General features: G+C 68.4%; 17 protein-coding genes, 1 tRNA gene and 1 pseudogene. 5 read left to right on the forward strand and 14 right to left on the reverse strand.

What is annotated here, in order from left to right:
- Positions 1-18: 18 nt before the first annotated feature.
- The 7 genes from OHA77_RS20845 to OHA77_RS20875 form a co-directional block, all read right to left on the reverse strand.
- A complete protein-coding gene (locus OHA77_RS20845; protein ID WP_326826626.1) occupies positions 19-456 on the reverse strand; it encodes a YbaB/EbfC family nucleoid-associated protein in 438 nt (145 codons plus the stop codon).
- 2 nt (positions 457-458) lie between these two features.
- Positions 459-1,349: a hypothetical protein gene (locus OHA77_RS20850; RefSeq protein ID WP_406311264.1), complete on the reverse strand. Its 891-nt coding sequence runs from the start codon at positions 1,347-1,349 to the stop codon at positions 459-461.
- A gap of 60 nt (positions 1,350-1,409) precedes the next feature.
- Positions 1,410-1,724 (reverse strand): hypothetical protein, encoded by a 315-nt coding sequence (locus tag OHA77_RS20855; RefSeq protein WP_406311265.1) that lies wholly within the window; start codon positions 1,722-1,724, stop codon positions 1,410-1,412.
- Positions 1,725-2,074: 350 nt separating this feature from the next.
- Complete coding sequence (locus tag OHA77_RS20860) at positions 2,075-3,118, reverse strand: hypothetical protein (RefSeq protein ID WP_406311266.1); 1,044 nt, start codon at positions 3,116-3,118, stop codon at positions 2,075-2,077.
- Between the two features lie 181 nt (positions 3,119-3,299).
- Positions 3,300-3,965: a response regulator gene (locus OHA77_RS20865; RefSeq protein ID WP_406311267.1), complete on the reverse strand. Its 666-nt coding sequence runs from the start codon at positions 3,963-3,965 to the stop codon at positions 3,300-3,302.
- 88 nt (positions 3,966-4,053) lie between these two features.
- Entirely contained in the window at positions 4,054-5,142 is a 1,089-nt protein-coding gene (locus OHA77_RS20870) for a sensor histidine kinase (RefSeq protein WP_406311268.1), read from the reverse strand.
- Between the two features lie 262 nt (positions 5,143-5,404).
- On the reverse strand, positions 5,405-5,686 hold the full coding sequence (locus OHA77_RS20875; RefSeq protein ID WP_406311269.1) for a hypothetical protein: 282 nt from the start codon (positions 5,684-5,686) through the stop codon (positions 5,405-5,407).
- Between the two features lie 337 nt (positions 5,687-6,023).
- Between OHA77_RS20875 and OHA77_RS20880 the strand changes: the two genes are divergently transcribed.
- The gene (locus tag OHA77_RS20880) at positions 6,024-7,049 is read left to right on the forward strand and encodes an ATP-binding cassette domain-containing protein (RefSeq protein WP_406311270.1); all 1,026 of its coding nucleotides are present in this window, start codon (positions 6,024-6,026) and stop codon (positions 7,047-7,049) included.
- On the forward strand, positions 7,046-7,882 hold the full coding sequence (locus OHA77_RS20885; RefSeq protein ID WP_406311271.1) for an ABC transporter permease: 837 nt from the start codon (positions 7,046-7,048) through the stop codon (positions 7,880-7,882). Before OHA77_RS20880 ends, OHA77_RS20885 begins: the two co-directional genes overlap by 4 nt.
- A gap of 1,737 nt (positions 7,883-9,619) precedes the next feature.
- On the opposite strand, the pseudogene OHA77_RS20890 reads toward OHA77_RS20885, so the two are convergent.
- Positions 9,620-11,035 (reverse strand): annotated as a pseudogene (locus OHA77_RS20890) (ATP-binding protein); the annotation flags it as partial.
- 217 nt (positions 11,036-11,252) lie between these two features.
- On the reverse strand, positions 11,253-12,485 hold the full coding sequence (locus tag OHA77_RS20895; RefSeq protein WP_406311272.1) for a hypothetical protein: 1,233 nt from the start codon (positions 12,483-12,485) through the stop codon (positions 11,253-11,255).
- Between the two features lie 167 nt (positions 12,486-12,652).
- Between OHA77_RS20895 and OHA77_RS20900 the strand changes: the two genes are divergently transcribed.
- From OHA77_RS20900 to OHA77_RS20910, 3 genes are all read left to right on the forward strand, one after another.
- Positions 12,653-13,030 (forward strand): hypothetical protein, encoded by a 378-nt coding sequence (locus OHA77_RS20900; RefSeq protein WP_406311273.1) that lies wholly within the window; start codon positions 12,653-12,655, stop codon positions 13,028-13,030.
- Between the two features lie 2 nt (positions 13,031-13,032).
- A complete protein-coding gene (locus tag OHA77_RS20905; RefSeq protein ID WP_406311274.1) occupies positions 13,033-13,287 on the forward strand; it encodes a hypothetical protein in 255 nt (84 codons plus the stop codon).
- A gap of 293 nt (positions 13,288-13,580) precedes the next feature.
- Positions 13,581-13,880, forward strand: coding sequence for a hypothetical protein (locus OHA77_RS20910; protein WP_406311275.1), 300 nt, complete (start codon positions 13,581-13,583; stop codon positions 13,878-13,880).
- A gap of 7 nt (positions 13,881-13,887) precedes the next feature.
- On the opposite strand, the gene OHA77_RS20915 is transcribed toward OHA77_RS20910, so the two are convergent.
- From OHA77_RS20915 to gyrB, 5 genes are all read right to left on the reverse strand, one after another.
- Entirely contained in the window at positions 13,888-14,337 is a 450-nt protein-coding gene (locus OHA77_RS20915; protein WP_406311276.1) for a hypothetical protein, read from the reverse strand.
- 168 nt (positions 14,338-14,505) lie between these two features.
- Positions 14,506-14,579 (reverse strand) — tRNA-Ile (locus tag OHA77_RS20920).
- Positions 14,580-14,716: 137 nt separating this feature from the next.
- A complete protein-coding gene (locus OHA77_RS20925) occupies positions 14,717-15,250 on the reverse strand; it encodes a DUF3566 domain-containing protein (protein WP_326826612.1) in 534 nt (177 codons plus the stop codon).
- Between the two features lie 201 nt (positions 15,251-15,451).
- Positions 15,452-17,938, reverse strand: a complete 2,487-nt coding sequence (gyrA, locus tag OHA77_RS20930) for a DNA gyrase subunit A (RefSeq protein ID WP_406311277.1) — start codon at positions 17,936-17,938, stop codon at positions 15,452-15,454.
- 48 nt (positions 17,939-17,986) lie between these two features.
- A complete protein-coding gene (gene gyrB, locus OHA77_RS20935) occupies positions 17,987-19,909 on the reverse strand; it encodes a DNA topoisomerase (ATP-hydrolyzing) subunit B (protein WP_326826952.1) in 1,923 nt (640 codons plus the stop codon).
- Between the last annotated feature and the right edge of the window lie 225 nt (positions 19,910-20,134).

A 20,134-nucleotide genomic window follows, 5' to 3' on the forward strand; every position in this document is an offset into this window, starting at 1 on the left:
CCCCCTCCCGCCACCACCTCAACGGCGGATCATGCCTTGTAGCTTCTCCATCATCTCCGTGGCGTTGCGCAGGTTCTCCTGAAGCGTGCCCGTTGCGGCACGGAGCCGGTCTCCGAGCATCTGCCGGCCGGCGATGAGGGAACTGTCCGCGTCGAGGAAGTCGGTCACCCGCTCACGGGCACGGGTCTCAGCGTCCTGCTGCGCCTGGTGGATGAGACGGAGAATCGTCTCGGCGAGTTCGTCCGAGCCCATGCGCATCGCCCGCGGGTCGATTTCGAGCTTCTGAACGCCGCCGGTGGCGGCGTACTCCACTGTCACCCGGCGGTCGTCGGACTGGGCGCGGGCGGTCAGGCCATCGATGGCGTGATACGTCTCCCGCATCCTGTCGAAGAAGCGGTCCGCATCGCGTGCGACCTCCTCCGGATCGAAACCCAGGGCCTGCTTGAACTCGTCCATCGTCATTCCCATGGGTAGTCGTAGGAGCCGTCCGGATTCTGCTCCGGAACGTGTGGCCCCGTGATCGTCTGCTGGCCGCCGGCGCTGTCGTTGGCTCCCTTGACCCCTGCCACCTGGAGGAACCCGGGGGGCATGGGCGTCCCGGCACGGGATCCGAACCGCCTCCCCTGGAAACCTCCGCTGGGAAATCTTCCGTCGATGCCGTAGGCGGTCAGGTCGCGTTCCACTCTGTTCGCGGTGCCCCAGATCAGCATGGGTCCCTGAGAGACGGTGGCCTGCACGAAGTCGACCACCCCGCTGCGGTCACCGTCAGCCGCTTCGAAGAGGACGTCACCCAGGACGAGGGCACCGAGCACGCCGGTCTCCGTGTGGAACAGGGTGTCGAATCGGGATTCGACCGCCGTGAAACCACTGAGCATCTTCATCAGTACCTGGAATGCGAGAACCCGCGCGCCCGCGGCGCTGACCGGCGTGACGGTCGCGATGAGGACCCAGGCCGCGAGCGCCGCCATGGTCAGGGCGGCGAGCAGCCCATAAAGGATCATGGCGTAGGTCGCGACAGCCGCCGTGTAAAGGACGGCGGCCACCACGGACGCCCGGATCTCGATGCTCGCCAACTCTTCGAGGAAGGCGTCCAGCCGGCGCTGGAAGGCCCGCCCGTCTTCGCTCCTCCAGCCCTGGCCGGAGGCACCGGAGACGAGCACATCGATCCGTTCCCTGGCGGCCCGGACGTCCGCGACGGCCCTACTCCAGGTCTCGGCCCCGTCCCAGAACGCCTTGGGATCGTACTGGTGGACGTACAGCTTGGCGACGAACGGCCAGGCCACGGACACTCCGAGGGCGGAGAGAGTGAGCGCGGCCCCCGTTCCGACCTGCAAGCTCCTCTTCGCCACGGCGGCACCGCCGTCAAACATGACGCTCTTGTCCCACTCCTGCGTGACTGTCGCCCCGCATCAGATCCCCTTGACCATGCTGGCCTGTTCCGCGTACGCCCAGTTGGCAGCCGATGCCCCCACCTTTTCCCGGATCACCACAGCGTCTTCGACCTTTCCTCTGAGCTCCTGAAGCGTGAACGCCTCGACCTCGGTGTAGGCGAGAGCCAGCGAGTAGGTGAAGGCTGTGAAGGTCGCCTCCGCGACAGCGAGACCGACGAGGTTCTCGATCACCTCGCTGAGCGGACCGACCGCGGCGGGAAGCCCCTCCCTGATCTCGCGCAGCCGCTCCTGCTCCACTCGCACATCGTGCGGATCGGCGGGAGGCAGCGGCACGAAAGGGCCCCCTGGCCACCGAAGACCGGGACTCTGATCGGGTGGCCCGCCGCCCCAGGGCCACTCGGGTCCGGTCCCGTCGTTCTGGCGCATGCCCGTCCACCATGGGGAATCCGGTTCGAAGGTGCTCACCCCGCACACGCTAAAGATCACGGATTTGGTCAGGCAAGGATATTGACGACTTCTTATCGGATAACAGACACGATCGCCACGTTTCGAGCTGGATGCCAGGAGTGCATGGTCGGCGACCGACCTCCGGCAAGCCGGGGCGAGCACGCGCATCCGCGAGAAGGAGAACAGCCTGTGGAAGGCGGCATCCGGGCTCCTCGGCTCTTTCTCGCCTGCCGGGGTCACCGCACGTCGGCTGTTCCTCGCAGGTCGGACGCCCTGGGTACGGCCCGGCGAGCCACGAGGAAAAGGACGAGTGCGCCGAGGACGAGGACCGTCTGGCCGATCAGGTTGACGGTGTTCGCGGTGCCGTGCAGGAGGAGCAGGAGGAAGCCGCCGAACGCGTAGGTCAGCAGCGCGCCACCGGCCAGCGCGAGCCGGTGCGCGACGCCCCAGCCGTCGCGTCGCGACCACCGAGTGATCACGACCGTCATCGCGGCGATCAGCACGAGGCCGACGGCGGGCCCCCACCAGTCCTCGGGACGGACGAAGAACGCCGCGGACGCGACGAACCCCACCGTGCCGACCAGCCACGGTTTCGGTGCCCGTCGGTCCGTTGCCGGACGGGGGCGGCGTCCGACGACGAACGCGGCGACGACCAGGAGCGCGACCACGACGGCGGCGCCGATCCGCTGCGGTGGCGATGCCATGAACCCGCTCTCGTCGTATATACCGTTGAAGAGAACGAGAGAGCCGAGGACGAACACGACACAGGTGACGGTCAGGCCGAGCCGACCCAGCCACGGGGTGGTGCCGCAACGGGGCACCAGGGTTTCGACGATGGCGATCGGGACCCCGATACTCCAGATGGCGTGTCCGGCGGTGAATCCCACGGCGTTGCCGGCACTGAAACCCAGTGCCGGGATGAGCGTGGCGCTCCGGGAGACGTCACCCTCGAAGAGCTGGTCGGGATTGAAAAGGGTCTGGTCGATCAGGCTCGCCTCAAGCACTCCGTACGCGCATCCCAGCAGTAAGAGCGTCGGCCAGCCTCGTCCGGTGCGCCGCGTCACCTCGCGGATGATGAGCGCGCCTCCGCCGTACATCGGCGCGAGGATGATCATGCCCCCGATGTCGGACGAGGGGACGTTGCCGAGCAGATACTCGGCGATCAGCGGGGAGAGCAGGAACAGCCCGAGGGCGGGTGCGATGCGGCGCGGCATCCCCAGGCGTTCGCCGGGGGTCGTCTGGGTCACGTGCGGTCGGTCGTCGGGAGCGTTTCCGGTCATGTCGGTGACGCTAGGTCCGGACGGCTTCCCGCACATCGAACGCGAGAGCGGCCTTCGACCCCGACTTCGGACGGAGTACGGCCGCACCTTTCCCTCTTGAGACGGAGCCCGGCCGGGTGCCACCGCCTCAGGCGGGATCAGGCGCCCCGCCTCAGGCTGAATCGGCCGCACGTCTCCCGCTTCAGGTGGAGCGCGGTCGCACGAGCCCCACGTCGTAGGCCAGCACGACGGCCTGGACCCGGTCACGCAGGCCGAGCTTGCGCAGCACCGAGGACACATGAGTCTTGACCGTGGCCTCGGTGAGCACGAGTCGCCCGGCGATCTCGGCGTTGGACAGCGCGAGCGCGACCAGCCGCAGCACCTCGACCTCCCGTCCGGTCAGCGAGCCGAGGTCAGGCGGCGGCACGGCACCGGGATCGGGCAGGACGGTGACGAAACGGTCGAGCAGCCGGCGGGTGACCGACGGCGCGAGCAGGGCGTCGCCGCGCACGACCACCCGGATCGCCTCCACCAGTTCGGCGGGTCGCACGTCCTTGAGCAGGAAGGCGCTCGCACCGGCGCGCAAAGCGGCGAATACGGACTCGTCAACGTCGTAGGTGGTCAGGACGATGACCCGGGCCGGACTTCCCGAGGAGACAATCCGCCGGGTCGCCTCCAGCCCGTCGACGCCGGGCATCCGCACATCCATCAGGACGACGTCGGGTGCCAGCCGCTCGACCAGGGCCGTGGCCTCTCTGCCGTCCCCGGCCTCGCCGACCACCTCAAGGTCCGCTCTGGCCTCCAGGATCATCCGGAAGCCGCTGCGGACCAGCGCCTGGTCGTCGGCCAGGACCACGCGGATGCTCATCGCACCACCCGCAGCGGCAGACGGGCGCGGACACGGGCGCGGGTGCTCATCGCAGCCCTCGATGACAGCCGGGGACGGGCGGTGACGATCATCGCAGCACTCCCAGCGGAAGGCGGGCGCGGACGCGGAACCCGCCGCCGGGCAGCGGACCCGCGTCGAGGGTGCCGCCGAGCATCGCGGCGCGCTCGCGCATCCCCGCGATCCCGTGACCGGCGCCGCCAGCGCTCACGCCACCGCGTCCGTCGTCGAGAATGTCCAGTTCGAGCATCCCCGAGGCGGCCCTGACGGTCACCTCGGCGCGATCCGCACCCGCGTGGCGCAGCGTGTTGGTGAGCGCCTCCTGAACGATCCGGTAGGCGGAGAGGTCGATCCCGGCTGGCAGCGCGGCGGCGCCCTCCCGCCGTACCGCGACCTCCAGACCGGCGGCGCGGAACGGCTCCACGAGCTCTCCGAGCCGGTCGAGCCCCGGCTGCGGGAGCGGCTCGTCGCCCGTACCCGGCCGTACCACGGCCAGCAGCCGGCGCAGTTCCCCGAGCGCGTCGCGTCCCGCCGCCTCGATCGAGCGCAGCGCGGCGCGCGCCTGGTCCGGGTGCTCGTCGAAGACGTCGTCGGCGGCGGCGGCCTGCACGACGATGACCGAGACGCTGTGCGCGATCACGTCGTGCAGTTCGCGCGCGATCCGCGCCTGCTCCTCGCTGACCGCCCTGCGCGACTCCTGGTCGATGGCCATCCGCCGGTGGCGTACGACTTCGCCGAGTGCCCAGGCGAGGACCGGGAACGCCATCGCGAACTGCGCGTCCTCGCTGGGACCGGTGAGGAAGTTGAGCGCGGTGAGAGCGAGCAGCGCCGCGAGCGCGGGCAGCGACACCCGGAGTGGCCGGACGGCGGCCAGCGAGCCGATCGCGACGAGGCCCGCGAACGGGAAGATCCCCTGTGGCGCGAGGATGTGGACGACGAGCCCTCCGGCGAGCGCGATCACCATCACCGTCACCGGATGGGAGCGTCGCCACCACAGCGCCGCGCCCTGCGCCCCACCGGCGAGCATCCCGAGGATCACCAGCGGGTCCGGGCGCGGCACCGGATTGTCCATCATCAGGGCGATCAGATACAGCCCTACGGCGAGCGAGACGGCAACGTCGGCGAGCCGCCGGAGCGGGCTGCGGGACGAACGGCGCACTTTCGGAGTATCGCAGATCGGGCACCACCCGATCACGGGTCAGAAGGACTGTCCCGTCCCTCTTCCTGGTCCGCGCCATCGCGGCGAAGCGGGAGGACGGGGTCACGCCCACTGATCGGGGAAACCCGTACACCGGCTCCGTGGCCGCAGCCGGCGGTCCGCCTGAAGCGGGACGGTACGGCGGTGGACTGCGACCCAGACTGCGACCCGAGACTGTACGGACACGCTCATGATCGACGCATGTCGGATCCATGAGCCGCGATCAGGGGTTGTCTCTCTGCCATGTGTCGAATCGAAGGGCGGGCGGATCCATGAATTCTCTGAGCTGCTTTACCCTGTTCACGCAGTCGGGACAGACGTGTTCCTCGACCGATCTGGCGGTGGCTTCCGGTGTCGGCTCACGGAAAGCACCTGACACCGTCATGCCCAGCGGAAGATTGGTCTCGGGGTCCATCATGACCGTCATGACACTCGCGGGGGTGAAGCTGAAGGTTCGCTTGCACAGGTAACATCTGCCGACTGTGGTGATCTGCTCGTCTGCCATAAAGCGTCCGCCCTCCTCAGTCGCACCGTACAACTCGCGACCGGGTAGTGGGCCACCTCATGCATCGGCGGCTTCTGCCACGTGTCCGCCTGGCCGATCTTCCCGTCCGCCGTCGACCCGCCTCGCATAGGAAGACGCCGACCTGCGAGTGAACGGGTCGAGTGACCGTGATTCCCGGCGAGTCGCCCTTGATCACTCTCCTGACGGGCACGCAACAGTCACATAAAAGGCAGAGCGCGTCTGCACCCTTTGGCTACCGCTGCTACAAGCGCCGCTCCCGGCAACCGGTGAAACCGGCCGAGGGTGCCGTGAAACCGGCGCCGCCGAGAGTGAAGCCATGAGTATCACAGAACTCGGACGTCTCGGGGGCGGCCCGCCCTCCGACAGGGGTACCGACCTGGCCGTACATGCGGAAGGGCTGGTGAAGACGTTCGGCGGGCACCGTGCCGTCGACGGGATCGACCTGGACGTACGCCCTGGTGAGATCTTCGGCGTCCTCGGCCCGAACGGCGCCGGCAAGACCACCATGCTACGGATGCTGGCCACCCTGTTGAAGATCGACGCGGGCCGTGCCGAGATCTTCGGGGTCGACGTGGCCGCCAACCCGCACGTGATCCGCCAGCTGGTCGGCGTCACCGGACAGTACGCATCGGTCGACGAGAACCTGACCGCCCGCGAGAACCTCTGGCTCTTCGGTCGTCTGCAGGGCGTCGACGCGCCGCGCGCCCGGCGCATCGCCGCCGAATTGCTGGGCCGGTTCGGCCTGGAGGAGGCCGCCGACAGGCCGATCGCGCAGTTCTCCGGCGGCATGCGCCGACGCCTCGACCTGGCGGCCAGTCTGATCACCAGGCCACCGCTGATCTTCCTCGACGAGCCGACCACCGGCCTCGATCCGCGTACGCGCGGCCAGATGTGGGACACCATCCGCGGTCTGGTCGCCGATGGCTGCACAGTGCTGCTGACCACGCAATACCTGGACGAGGCCGATCAGCTCGCCGATCGGGTCGCCGTCATCGACCACGGCCGCAAAGTCGCCGAGGGCACCCCCGACGAGTTGAAGACCGCGGTCGGCAACTCCGCCCTCCAGTTGCTGCTCGCCGACCCGGACGAGGTGCCCACCGCCGTGGAGGTCGTGCGGCGCGTCCTCGGCTCCGACCCGGTTCTCAGCCCGGAGCAGGGCCGTCTCAACGTCGCACTCGACCAGGCCGACCTGGCCGCGGACGTACTGATCGCGCTGCGCACCGCCGGGGTGTCGATCTCTTCGGTCAGTGTGGCCAAGCCCAGCCTGGACGAGGTGTTCCTCGCCCTCACCGGCCACGAGACGGACCGGGACGACGAGACCGGCACGGAGGAGAACCGATGAGCACCATGATCGCACCCGCCCGCGAGACGGTCCGGGCCGCCGATCGCGTGGCGGCCGCCCGGCGGCGCGTCTCCCTGAGAGAGACGCTCGACCAGACCCTGATGATGGCGTGGCGGGCGGTCAAGAAGATGCGCCGCAACCCGGAGCAGTTCTTCGACGTGGCGCTGCAGCCCATCCTGTTCACCGCGATGTTCGCCTTCATCTTCGGTGGCGCCATCGCAGGCGACGTGCAGAGTTACCTCCCCCTGATGATCCCCGGCATCCTCGCCCAGACCGTGCTGACGACGTGCATGGCCACGGGCACGCAACTCCGCGAGGACCTGGAGAAGGGCGTCTTCGACCGGTTCAAGTCGTTGCCGATCGCCCGGATCGCGCCGCTCGCCGGCCCCATGGTGGCCGACCTGCTGCGCTACACGACTGCGGCCACTCTGACCTTCGGCATGGGCCTGGTGATGGGCTACCGTCCGGGTGGTGGAGTGGGCGGCGTGCTCGCCGCGATCCTGCTGGCGATCATCACGGGCTGGTCGCTGGCGTGGGTCTTCACCTGGGTCGGCACGATCGCCCGGAGCGCCCAGGCCGTCCAGGGCATCTCCATGATGATCATGTTCCCGTTGACGTTCCTGTCGAACGCGTTCGTCCCCGTCGAGACCTTGCCCGGCTGGCTGGCCGCGTTCGTACGGATCAACCCGGTCTCACACCTGGTCACGGCCGCCCGCGACCTCGCCAACAGCGCCCTCGTCAGCGGAGAGGTGGCTTGGACGCTCCTGGCGTGCGCGATCGTCATCGCGATCTTCGCGCCGCTGTCGGTACGCAGTTACAAGCGGCACATGTGACCTCGGCCCGTCACGGCCGGAGATCTGCTCGACGAGACCGCGCGCCTCGTCGAGCAGGTCGGAACCGCGTCGATCGCCGTACTCGGCCCGCACGACTGCGATCATCCCGGGCGCGGCCCGCTCCGCGTACGGTTCGATCCGCTCGAAGGTCATGCAGGGCATGCTGCTGTTGTACGCGAACCGCTCGGCCAGCACCAGCAACCTGATCGCGTCGCGGGGGGCCATGGCTCCCCGCAGCAGCCCCCAGGCACCGAGCGCGAAGAGCATCGTGCCGCACACCGGATAGTCGAGGATGGGGTTCTCCGCAATCAGCAGGTCGTAGCCCCGGACGGTGGCGAACAACTCCTCGCCGTACCCGACGTCTTCCGGAGGGGCGTGGTACGCGTACGCCGTCATGGTGACCGACGCCGCGATGATCATCCACGGCGTGGGATCCGCGCGCGGTACCCCGGGCAGGCGCAGGTCGTGCGCCCGCTGGACGGCCAGGCGGTATTCCGCGAGCGCGGCGGCCGTCTCGCCGCGGGCGAGGGCGAGCTCGGCCGCGCACAACGGGACGACCGCCACCCCGCCGAGCACTGCCTCGCTGTCGTTGATCCGGGTGAGCTCGGCGAGTTCGGCCTCCGCGGTGTCGAGGTCGCCGTCGGCGAGCGCGGACACCAGCAGCAGCGCGCGGAGCTGGGTCTCGTCGTCTGTGGCGCCGAGCCGGCTCAGCACCGGGATGGCGGTCCGCGCGTGTCCGACCGCCCGCCGGCGATCGCCGAGCTGCATGACCAGGGAGGCCAGCACGGCGTGCTGGATCGCGGCGAACCACGGCCCCTCGTCCCCGCGGAGCATCGTCAGGATCCGCTCGGCGGCCTCGATCGCCCCGGTCACGTCTCCCGCGTTCTCCAAGACCTGGGCGCTCGTCTGCGTCGCCGCCAAGACCACGTCATGGTCGGCGCTCCGGCGCAACTCCGCCAGCCGGCGATGCAACTCGGCACCGTCGGCCGCGTCGCACGCGACCATCACCGTGGTCATCGCCGCTATACGGGGATTCGTCGTGTCACTGATGGGCAGCGTACGGAGGAGGTCGATCAGCGGATCGCTGCGACCGTCGGTGACGATCATGGTGTTCATCAGCGTGATTATCATGGCGGCCCTGGTCACCTCGACGAGGTGCCGCGGCGGCACCCAGCCGGTGATCAGCTGGGTGATCGCGTCCCGATGCACGAACACCCGGGAGTGGTCGCCACGGATCGACCACAGCGCACCGACGCCGGCCAGCAACTGGAGCGTCGTGACGGGATCGGACTCGCCGAGAGCCTGCCGGAGCAGTTCGGCGAGGTTGCTCTCCTCGGCGTGCAACGCGTCGGCCGCCGCGAACTGCGCCGGGCTGAACAGCCGGGCGGCGTGTTCGAGGGCGTACGCCGTCGCCCAGGCCCGCTGCGCCGCCCGGGCGGGCGCCTCCTCCCCGGCCTCCTTCAGCCGCATCCGCCCGAACTCCCTGACCGTCTCCAGCATCCGGTAGCGCAGCCCGTACGTCGTCTCGCGAACGCTGAGCATCGACTGCTCGGTCAGCGCGTCCACGGCGTGCAGGGCCTCCAGGCCGAGTACCTGCTCGGCCGCGGCCAGCGTGAAACCGTCGCCGAACAGCGACAACCACCGCAACGCCTGCCGTTCTGGCTCGTCCAGCAGATTCCACGACCAGTCGATGACCGCGAGCAGCGTCTGGTGCCGGTCGGGGGCCGTACGGTTCCCCCCGCGCAGCAGGGCGAATCGGTCCGCCAGGCGCCGCGCGATCTCCTCCACCGACATCACCCGCACTTTGGCCGCGGCCAGCTCGATCGCGAGCGGCAGCCCGTCGAGGCGGGCGACGACCTCCTCGACCGCTCCCTCGTCGATCCGCACACCCGGGCGGGCGGCCGTGGCGCGCTGGCGGAACAACTCCACCGCGTCGCCCGTGGGCAGCTCGCCGAGCAGGTAGACGCGTTCGGCCGGGATCGACAGAGGGGCGCGCGAGGTGATGAGCACCCGCAGGTCGCGGGTCGTCACGGTCAGGAACGCCACCAGGTCGGCGACGGCCTCGATCACGTGCTCGCAGTTGTCCACTATCAACAACGCCGGAGCCTGGTCGAGATGCCGGGCGATCCGGGCGCGAACGTCGGAGCGCTGCTCGGCGGTCAGGGCATGCCGCCCGCTGACCGAGTCCCGGACCCCGAGCGCCGAGCCCACCTCACCCACCACGCCCTCCGGCGAAGAGACGCCGACGAGTTCGACGAAGTGAGCGATGGGCTGGGTGGCGTTCCTGCCGATGACATGAGCCAGCCGCGTCTTGCCCAGTCCGCCGGGGCCGATGATGGAGACCACCCGGTTGGTCTGCAACAGGGCGTGCACCGCACGGATGTCGCCGTCGCGGCCGAGCAGCGAGGAACCGTCGAACAGGATGCCCTCACGTACCGGCCGATCGGCGACGAGGAGTTCGGCGTACACGCGGGCGAGCTCAGGCCCCGGTCCGGTGCCGAGCCGCGCGACCAGGCCCGCGCGATACCGCTCGTAACGCTCCAGAGCGGCGGCGGCACCTCGGACGGCGACCTCGCTGCGCAGCAGGCAGGCGAGCAGTTCCTCGTCGTGTGGCCGATCGGCCGCGGTCTCCTCCAGCAGCGGCAGCGCGCTCTCGTGAGCGCCGCTCCGGCTCCGTGCGATCGCCGCCACCCGTCGCGCCTCGGCCACCCCCTGTGCGGCGACGCCCCTCAGCTCCGCGAGTGCGCCCGTGGCGCCGTCCAAGCCGCCGCCCAGGAGGCTCATGGCCTCTTCGGCGCGGCGACGCGCGAGCACCATGTCGTCCTCGCCCAGTGCGGCCCGTGCCTGCTCCACCAGCTCGCCGAGCAGCAGGACGTCCACCTGACCGGCGGGCAGCCCGAGCCGATAACCACGCGGGATCCGCACCACGACGTCGGCGCAGGTCACCGCCCTGGTCCGCGAGACGACCACCTGCAGTGCCTTCGTCGGGTTGGCCGGCGCCTCGTCCGGCCACAGCTCCTCGACCAGGCGCTCGTCACTGACCCCGGCACGCCCTTGGATGGCGAGCACGGACAGCAGGGTGTGCGCGCGATCGCCGACCACGCGCACACCCCGCCAGCGAACGCCGTCGAGCAGGACGAGTATGGGGGACATACCCTCAGCTTACGGACGAGTCACAGGTGAGGAGCGTGACAGCGCGTATCTCGACGACTGGATCGAAGCTGCCTCATCGTGGAGGCCGCGCGGGTGCAGCGAAACGCCGAGGAACTCATGACCGCGCTGGCTCCGGCGTTCACCTGGGTCGTTGTCACCCAGTCGGTCACTCAGTGATTCACCCGTCCGAGCCGGTAGAGCGCGCCTTCCCCGGTTCTCACTCGGGGCCGCTCAGTTCTCGATACGCCTCGCGTAATTCGACGGCTTCCGGCATGCGGCGCGTTTCGATGGCACCGATCACCTCGCGTGCTCTCCAGTAGTTGGACGGCACCAGCACGCCGCTCGTCATGGTCGTGAGGGCGAGCTGACCCGCCTCGTCGGGTTGATCGGTGGCGAGAAGCGCCAGGGCAAGGTCAAGACGTGCGGAAGCCGCCCTGCGCGGACGAACCAACCCGTCCGCGGCCGACTCCAGGCGGGCGAGCACCTGCCGGGCGTACGGCTCGGCGGCCGGATCTCCCAGCCATGACAGCGTGGTCGCCACGTACGCCTCGCTCTTGGAGGGGTCGTAGCGGTAGTGGTGCTCGGGATGCTCGGGCATCGACAGCGGCGAGACCAGCCGGGCGACGCGATTCAGCGCATCCCGCGTCTCCGGCCCGGACCCGAGTCGGGCCCAGATCCGGCCCTCCTGCGCGGTCGCCTGGATGTAGACGGAGCTGGTGCGCGGTGCGATCGTCTGCGCTCCTTGGGTCAGGGTCAAGGCGCGGCGGTAGTCGCCGGTGGTGACCGCCTGCCACGCCTCCGTCTCCAGACACCACGCGGCGACCTCGGGATGCTCGGCATGCTTCGCCAGCTGGGCAGTCGTCCGAAGCCACGTTGCGGCGGCCTCGAACTGGCGAAGGTCGATGTGGCAAGTGGAGGCCAGCAGCGACAACCAGCCACCGGCCGTGAGAAGGCGGCGGTGCTCGGCGAACGTCTTCTTGGCGTCGACCAGGTGCGAGACGTACGACAGATGCCGGCGTACCCGTTCCAGCAACTCGGCCGGTGGGGTCCCCTGGTAGGCCATCGCGAGGTCGTCGACGGCCGACTCCAACCGATCAAGCGTTTCGGTGCCCACATCGCTGGCTGAGACACGACGGGCCAGCTCCAGTGCCTCGATCTCCTCGGCGAAGTGGGGACTGTCCGGGGCCGTGCTCTCCGGCTCCTCGCTGAACAGCTCGGCTTCTGCCATGCCGAACACCCGGCAGTAGAGCAGCCGGTAAGGGTCCTTGGGCTGGTGCTTGCCCGCCTCCCAATCCTTGATCATGCGGATCAGGGAATCCCGCTCGGGCAGGCGGGCACGAGTGCGTGGATCGGCGGCCTCGGCAAGCTGCCTGGCCATGTCTCGCTGGGTCCACAACTTGCCACGCCTTGCGGCGCGTAACCGCAGCGCCCAGGCCGGAACGTTGTTCATTGTGTGCACCTCGGGGGACTGGGGTCCTCCTGTCTCCCTCAGTCTCCCCTACTCACACTGTCGGTGCGGGATGCCTGGCGATGTCATGGGAGGACCAGGAAAAAACGGGACCCGCAGGCGCGGTAACGCCGTACGGGTCCCTTGATCGCACACTGGAGGTGCGACCCATGGACAACTGTAGAGCCGTCCCACCCGCCGTCGACGAGGCGACAGTAGAGAGCCATGACAGGGCGCTGGCCGTCGTACAGCGGCTTCTCACCGAGCGGGGAATACGTGCTCACCGCCATCACACGATCAGTCTCGGACTGTTCACCAACAGGGCGGCTGCCTGGCCTGACCAGCCTCCGCTCCGGTCGTGGATGGAGCGGCACCCACCCGAGCTGACCGTGAAGGGTCCGCAGGGCTGGCGCATGGCCACGGTGACCATGGGGGCGCGCTCGGGCAGCTATCTGGTCTCCCTACGCGACGGCTCCGGCCCCCAGGCGGTGCGAAGCGAGCATCCCGAACAGGTGGTTGCCCTGATCCTGGCTGCTCGGGAAGTGTGACCGTGTACGGCTGGGTCATCCTGGGCGATACGGCCACCAAGCGCGTCAACGGCCAAGAGGTCATCATCACTGCCGGTAAGTCGGGCGACATCGGGGTGGCCATCAGAGCCTGGGAGGACGCTGAACGCCACCGGATGCTGTACGAACTGGGCAACCTCGGCCGCCTGGTCGATGCCGCGATGACCCGCCTCCAGCTCCACCACCGCGCTTCAGGCAGTCGAGGAAAACGTGCACCGGAAACGGGCGACATCCGATGACCACTGGTCGGGTACGGCAACGCACCTTCCCGTAGTCGCGTTGCCGTACCCGACCAGCAATGACCGTGATCCGATAACCGTGTCGTCCGGTGGCAACCTGACCCGGAGCGCAGTGCCGCCAGGCGCGAGCACCGGAAGCAGGACGGCAGAGTCCTTGCTCTCGCCACGTGGGCGTTCCTGAGATCACCGAGTGGAGACGGCCGGCGCAATGCCGGATGGCACCCCGGAGGGGCCGCGAAGCGGTTGGGCCGGCGGTCGGAGCGGCAGGCGGCAGCGCGTACCAGGATCAGCGGGTGCGTTCGGTACAGCGGGTGCTCGGTGCGGCGAGCGGCGGGCTTACGCCATGCCGTCCCGGCTGGCGCGGGCCGGGACCGGCCGCCAGAGCCGCACGCCCGGCCCGCTGGCCGCGCCGTACGGCGGCGCGGAGCACTGCCGCCTTGCTGCTCTCCGACTCCGGCATGGCGCTGGAGAACATCTCCCGCCTGGTCGGCCGCAAGAGGACCGCGATGACGGGGAAGGTCCACCGGAAGCAACTCCGCCCGGTACTACTGGAAGGCGCCGAGGCGATGGATCAGATCTTCCCGCAGGCTTGAACGCTGTTCATGACCGTGTCTCGGCCTCCGCGCCGGGCTTGTCTTCGGCTCGTGGCACGCCGGCGATCAGGACGAGCGCAGCAATGGCGCCGTAGAGCGGGAGCACGAACCCAGGCCCCTGCGAACCCTCAGGGCAATAGGGGGAGAAGAACGCAATGGTCGACAGTGCGTAGTAAGCGGCTGTCACGAGCGCTCCGCCCACTCCTGTCCAGGCCAGGAGCCGGCCCCCTCGGGGCAGTGATCGCCGTGCGGCCACGGCCAGCGCCATCAAAGCAGGGGGAAGAAGAGTGGCCATCGCGCCGAAGCCCAGGCCGAGCACATCACGACCGGTGTATCCGCCTTCGGTGTCCACATAGGCGCAGATGTAGATCTCTGTATCTACTGGCAACAAAGCCCAGTGAGGAAGGGTGGACAGCAGGATGGCACCCATCCAGCACAACAGTGCGCGGTGCTTCATCGCCTATATCCCCAGGACCCCACAACCGCTCATCTTCCGGGCGAACCTCAGGATGGGGAGGCTCAGTCTTCCGGCTGTAGCTCGTGACCTTCGGACGAGATACGACCTCAGTCACCCGGAAGATCAAAAAGGCCACTTCCCGGTCTGGGAAATGGCCTCTGAGCTGGGTGGGGCTACCAGGACTTGAACCTGGGACCTCTTCCTTATCAGGGAAGCGCTCTAACCGTCTGAGCTATAGCCCCTCATTACGCGAAAGAACGGTATCGCATCCGTCTGCCGGAGGCGAACCCGTTCGGTCGAACAGGGAAAAGCTTACCCTGTTCCGGCACCCGCTCGCGCCATGTCCCCGACCGCCCGGCCGGGGACACGACGGGGACGTTTATTCGGCCTCGCTGAAGGTGACCTCAACGCCGCCGACCAGCTCGGAGGCGATGTTGTAGATCACCGCGCCGAGGGTGGACAGGGCGGTGATCAGCACTACGTTCACCGCGCCGATCAGCGCCGTGTAGCCGAGGATGGGGACCGGCTCGAACCAGGATGCGACGTCCACGCTGCTGGTGGTCTTGCCGTCGGCCGTCGTCAGCTGGTTCACCGTCTGGACGATGCTTTCGAACACGCCCAGTCCGGACAGCACCATGTAGAGCACCGCGACCGCGACGAACAGCACCACGAAGCAGACCAGGGACACCACGAAACTGAACTTCATGGCCGACCACGGCTCGATCCGGCGCAGCACCAGGTGTGCCTTACGCGGCGACCTGGCAGGCGAGGCGGGCGAGCTCTTCTTGCCCGGCCTCTCCGGCGCGGGGGACGACAGACCCCCGGGAGCCCAGGAGGAACTGTCGGTCTCCGCGGACTGCGGACGGATCCGCGTCGTGGAGTCGCTCGGCTTGCCGTCCTCGATCGCCGTCACGTTCTGCCCGCCCTTAAGGTCGTCGGTTACCGAATCATCGGTCTCCGGCGTGGGCTTGCTACCGTCAGCCGGTGACGCAACCACCTTGGCTGCGTCCGCTTCGGTGGCCTTGTCCATCTTCTCCGTCACCTGGTCGCGTGTCGATGAGGTCGATGAGGAGGCCGGACGTGGACGACCTGGCTTGGCCTGGGCGCACATGGACTACTCACCTTCCGCATTCTGCTCGGTCTCCAAGGCCTCGGCATTGCGGGCGAGCGCCACGACGCTGTCACCCTCCGCGAGATTCATCAGACGTACCCCCATGGTCTGGCGCCCGGACTGCTTGATCTCTCCTGCGCTGGTCCGGATAACCCCGCCGACGGACGTGATCGCGAAAACCTCGTCATCCGGCCTGACCATGGCAGCACCAACCAGCTTGCCACGTGCGCTGACAATCTTGGCAGTCAGGACGCCCTTGCCTCCTCTTCCCTGAAGAGGGTACTGATCCGCCGGAGTGCGCTTGGCGTAACCGCCCTCGGTCGCGATCAGCACGTCGTCGCCGTCGCCGATGCGGTTCATCGCCAGCAGCTCGTCTCCTTCGAGGAAACGCATGCCGATCACACCGCTGGTCGCCCGGCCCATCGGGCGCAGGGCCTCGTCGGAGGCCGTGAAGCGGATGGACTGGGCGCCGCGCGAGACGAGAAGGAGGTCGTCCTCCTCGGATACCAGCCGGGCAGCGATCACCTCGTCATCTTCCCTCAGGTTGATGGCGATCAGGCCACCCGAGCGCGGCGAGTCGTACTCCGACAGGCGCGTCTTCTTCACCAGGCCGCTGCGGGTGGCCAGCACGAGGTATGGCGCGACCTCGTAGTCGCGCAGGTCCAGCACCTCCATGACGACCTCGTCCGGCTGCATGGCCAGCAGGTTCGCCAGGTGCTGGCCGCGCGCGTCCCGGCCGGAGTCGGGCAGCTCGTAGGCCTTGACCCGGTAGACCCGGCCCTTGTTCGTGAAGAACAGCAGCCAGTGGTGGGTCGTCGTGACGAAGAAGTGGTCGACGATGTCGTCCTGCCGCAGCTGCGCACCGCGCACCCCCTTGCCGCCGCGCTTCTGCGCCCGGTAGAGGTCGGTGTTGGTGCGCTTGGCGTAGCCGCCGCGGGTGATCGTGACGACCATGTCCTCCTCGGCGAGAAGGTCCTCGATCGACATGTCGCCCTCGTAGGCGATGATCTCCGTCTTGCGCTCGTCGCCGTACTTGGACACGATCTCCGAGAGCTCGTCCAGCACGATCGACCGCTGCCGCTCGGGCGAGGCCAGGATCGCCTGGTATTCGGTGATGTGCGCCATCAGCGTGTCGTACTCGTCGGTGATCTGCTGCCGCTCCAGGGCGGCCAGCTTGCGCAGCTGCATGTCGAGGATGGCCTGCGCCTGGATCTCGTCGATCTCCAGCAGCGATATCAGGCCGCCCTGGGCGGCGGACGCCGACGGGGAGCGCCGGATGAGGGCGATGACCTCGTCCATCCGCTCCAGCGCCTTGAGCAGCGCGCGCAGGATGTGGGCCCGCTCCTCGGCCTTGCGCAGCAGGTAGCGGGTCCGGCGGACCACGACCTCGATCTGGTGCGCCACGTAGTGACGGACGAACTGGTCCAGTCGCAGGGTCCGCGGCACCCCGTCGACCAGGGCCAGCATGTTGGCGCCGAAGGTGGTCTGGAGCTGGGTGTGCTTGTAGAGGTTGTTCAGCACGACCTTGGCGACCGCGTCACGCTTGAGCACGATCACCAGCCGCTGGCCGACCCGGGACGAGCTCTCGTCACGGACGTCGGCGATGCCGGTGATCCGGCCCTCCTTCACCGACTCGGCGATCGACAGCGCGAGATTGTCCGGGTTGACCTGGTAGGGAAGCTCGGTGACGACCAGGCACTGACGGCCCTTGGCGTCCTCCTCGACCTCCACGATCGCCCGCATCGTGATCGAGCCCCGGCCGGTCCGGTAGGCGTCGTCGATGCCCCGGCGGCCGACGATCAACGCCCCGGTCGGGAAGTCGGGGCCCTTGACCCGCGCGATCAGCGCTTCGAGCAGCTCCTCGTCGTCCGCCTCGGGGTTCTGCAGGGCCCACTTGATGCCTTCGGACACCTCGCGCAGGTTGTGCGGCGGGATGTTCGTGGCCATGCCGACCGCGATCCCGGCCGACCCGTTGACCAGCAGGTTCGGGAACCGCGACGGGAGGACCAGCGGCTCGGAGGAACGCCCGTCGTAGTTGGGCTGGAAGTCGACGGTGTCCTTGTCGATGTCACGGATCATCTCCATGGCGATCGGCGCGAGCTTGCACTCGGTGTAACGCATGGCGGCCGGCATGTCGTTGCCCGGCGATCCGAAGTTGCCCTGGCCGTCGACCAGGGTGTAGCGCAGTGCCCAGGGCTGCGCCAGCCGTACGACGGTGCCGTAGATCGAGGAGTCGCCGTGCGGGTGGTAGGAGCCCATGACGTCGCCGACGACGCGTGAGCACTTGAAGTAGCCGCGGTCGGGGCGGTAGCCGCCGTCGTACATGGCGTAGAGCACGCGGCGGTGCACCGGCTTGAGGCCGTCGCGGACGTCGGGCAGCGCGCGGGCCACGATGACGGACATCGCGTAGTCCATGTAGCTGCGCTGCATCTCCGACTGGATGTCGACCGGCTCGATGCGCTCTGCGGGCGGAGTGTTCACATCCGTCACGGGTGATGGATCCTTTTCAGAGTCGGAGAGAGGGCTGTACGGCTACCGCTACACATCGAGGAAACGGACGTCTCGCGCGTTCCTGATGATGAAGGAGCGGCGGGCCTCGACGTCCTCACCCATGAGAACGCTGAACAGGTCGTCGGCCTGGGCGGCGTCGTCGAGGGTGACCTGGAGCAGGACGCGGGTGTCGGGGTTCATCGTGGTGTCCCAGAGCTGGCCGGCGTTCATCTCGCCCAGACCCTTGAACCGCTGGATGCCGTCGTGCAGGCGCGGGTCGCGCTTGCCCCGCTCCATGCCGTCCCGGATGATCGCGTCGCGCTCCTGGTCGGAGTAGGCGTAGGAGGCGTCCTCGCCCCGGCGGTCCCATTTGATCTTGTAGAGCGGCGGCTGGGAGAGGTAGACGTGCCCGGCCTCGATCAGTGGCCGCATGAAGCGGAACAGCAGCGTCAGCAGCAGGGTGTTGATGTGCTGGCCGTCGACGTCGGCGTCCGCCATCAGGATGAGCTTGTGGTAGCGGAGCTTGGCGATGTCGAACTCGTCGTGCACGCCGGTGCCCATGGCGGTGATCAGCGCCTGGACCTCGTTGTTCTTCAGCACCTTGTCGATGCGTGCCTTCTCCACGTTCAGGATCTTGCCGCGGATGGGCAGGATCGCCTGGAACTTGGAGTCGCGGCCGCCCTTGGCCGAGCCGCCCGCCGAGTCTCCCTCGACGATGAACAGCTCGCACTTCTCGGGATCGCTCCACTGGCAGTCGGCCAGCTTGCCGGGCAGGCCCGACCCGGACTCCAGCAGCGACTTGCGCCGGGTCAGGTCACGGGCCTGGCGCGCCGCGAGACGGGCCCGTGAGGCCTGCAGGGACTTGTTGATGATGTCCTTGGCCTCGCCGGGGTTGCGCTCGAACCAGTCGCGCAGATGGTCGTTGCAGGCCTTCTGGACGAACGACTTGGCCTCGGTGTTGCCCAGCTTGGTCTTGGTCTGGCCCTCGAACTGCGGGTCGGCCAGTTTCACCGAGATGATCGCGGTGAGACCCTCGCGGATGTCCTCACCGGCCAGGTTGTCGTCCTTGCCCTCCTTGAGGAACTTCTGCTCGCGCGCGTAGCGGTTCACGATCGACGTCAGCGCGGCCCGGAACCCCTCCTCGTGGGTGCCGCCCTCGGCCGTGTTGATCGTGTTGGCGAAGGTGTAGACCGACTCGCTGTAGGAGTTGTTCCACTGCATGGCGATCTCGACCGAGATCCCGTCACCGTTCTCCTCGAAGTCGATCACCGAGAGGTGAGCGGGCTCCTTCTTGGAGTTGAGGTGCTTGACGAAGTCGGACAGGCCGCCCTCGTAGTGGTAGACCGTCTCTTTGGGCTCGCCGTTGACGTGGTCGGGCCGCTCGTCCCGCAGGGAGATCGTCAGGCCCTTGTTGAGGAAGGCCATCTCCTGGAATCGGCGGGAGAGGGTCTCGAAGCTCCACGTCGTGGTCTCGAAGATGGTCTCGTCGGCCCAGAAGGTGATCGAGGTGCCGGTCTCCTCGGTCGGCTCCCCCTTGATCAGGGGATGGACCGGCCGGGTCTCGGCGTAACTCTGCCGCCAGTGGTGACCGTCGGTGCGGATCGCGACCTCCAGCTTGCTGGAGAGCGCGTTCACCACCGAGACGCCCACACCGTGCAGGCCGCCGGAGACCGCGTAGGACTTGCTGTCGAACTTTCCGCCCGCGTGCAGCACGGTGAGGACGACCTCGACGGCCGGGCGGCCCTCCGCCTCGACGATGCCGACGGGGATGCCGCGGCCGTTGTCCACGACCCGCACGCCGTTGTCGGCGAGCAGCGTGACCTCGATCCGGTCGGCGTGACCGGCCAGGGCCTCGTCGACGGAGTTGTCCACGACCTCGTAGACGAGGTGGTGCAGGCCGCGTTCTCCGGTCGAGCCGATGTACATACCCGGGCGCTTGCGGACCGCCTCGAGCCCTTCGAGAACAGTGATTGAGCTAGCGTCGTAGGACAAGTGCGGAATCCTCCTGCCGCGGACATGCAGAGGAAGCGAGAACAGCCCCCGCGGTGCCCGTCACCGTCGTGAATGCCCCGATGCGCGCACCCAGGGGAGTCGCTTACGCGCCGGGGGTGACACGCAAACGGACGTGTCCGGAATTCAGTTTCATTCTAGCGGCTCTGAGGGCATGATGTGGCATTGACGGGCTCTAGAATGCCC

It is taken from the genome of Streptosporangium sp. NBC_01639 (assembly GCF_045209755.1).
Classification (GTDB): domain Bacteria; phylum Actinomycetota; class Actinomycetes; order Streptosporangiales; family Streptosporangiaceae; genus Streptosporangium.

Coding starts and splice junctions, on each gene's coding strand:
- OHA77_RS20915 (WP_406311276.1), bottom strand. CDS start 14,337: ATGAAGCACCGCGCACTGTTGTGCTGGATGGGTGCCATCCTGCTGTCC.
- OHA77_RS20845 (WP_326826626.1), bottom strand. CDS start 456: ATGGACGAGTTCAAGCAGGCCCTGGGTTTCGATCCGGAGGAGGTCGCA.
- OHA77_RS20875 (WP_406311269.1), bottom strand. CDS start 5,686: ATGGCAGACGAGCAGATCACCACAGTCGGCAGATGTTACCTGTGCAAG.
- OHA77_RS20895 (WP_406311272.1), bottom strand. CDS start 12,485: ATGAACAACGTTCCGGCCTGGGCGCTGCGGTTACGCGCCGCAAGGCGT.
- OHA77_RS20860 (WP_406311266.1), bottom strand. CDS start 3,118: ATGACCGGAAACGCTCCCGACGACCGACCGCACGTGACCCAGACGACC.
- OHA77_RS20900 (WP_406311273.1), top strand. CDS start 12,653: ATGGACAACTGTAGAGCCGTCCCACCCGCCGTCGACGAGGCGACAGTA.
- OHA77_RS20880 (WP_406311270.1), top strand. CDS start 6,024: ATGAGTATCACAGAACTCGGACGTCTCGGGGGCGGCCCGCCCTCCGAC.
- OHA77_RS20865 (WP_406311267.1), bottom strand. CDS start 3,965: ATGAGCATCCGCGTGGTCCTGGCCGACGACCAGGCGCTGGTCCGCAGC.
- OHA77_RS20885 (WP_406311271.1), top strand. CDS start 7,046: ATGAGCACCATGATCGCACCCGCCCGCGAGACGGTCCGGGCCGCCGAT.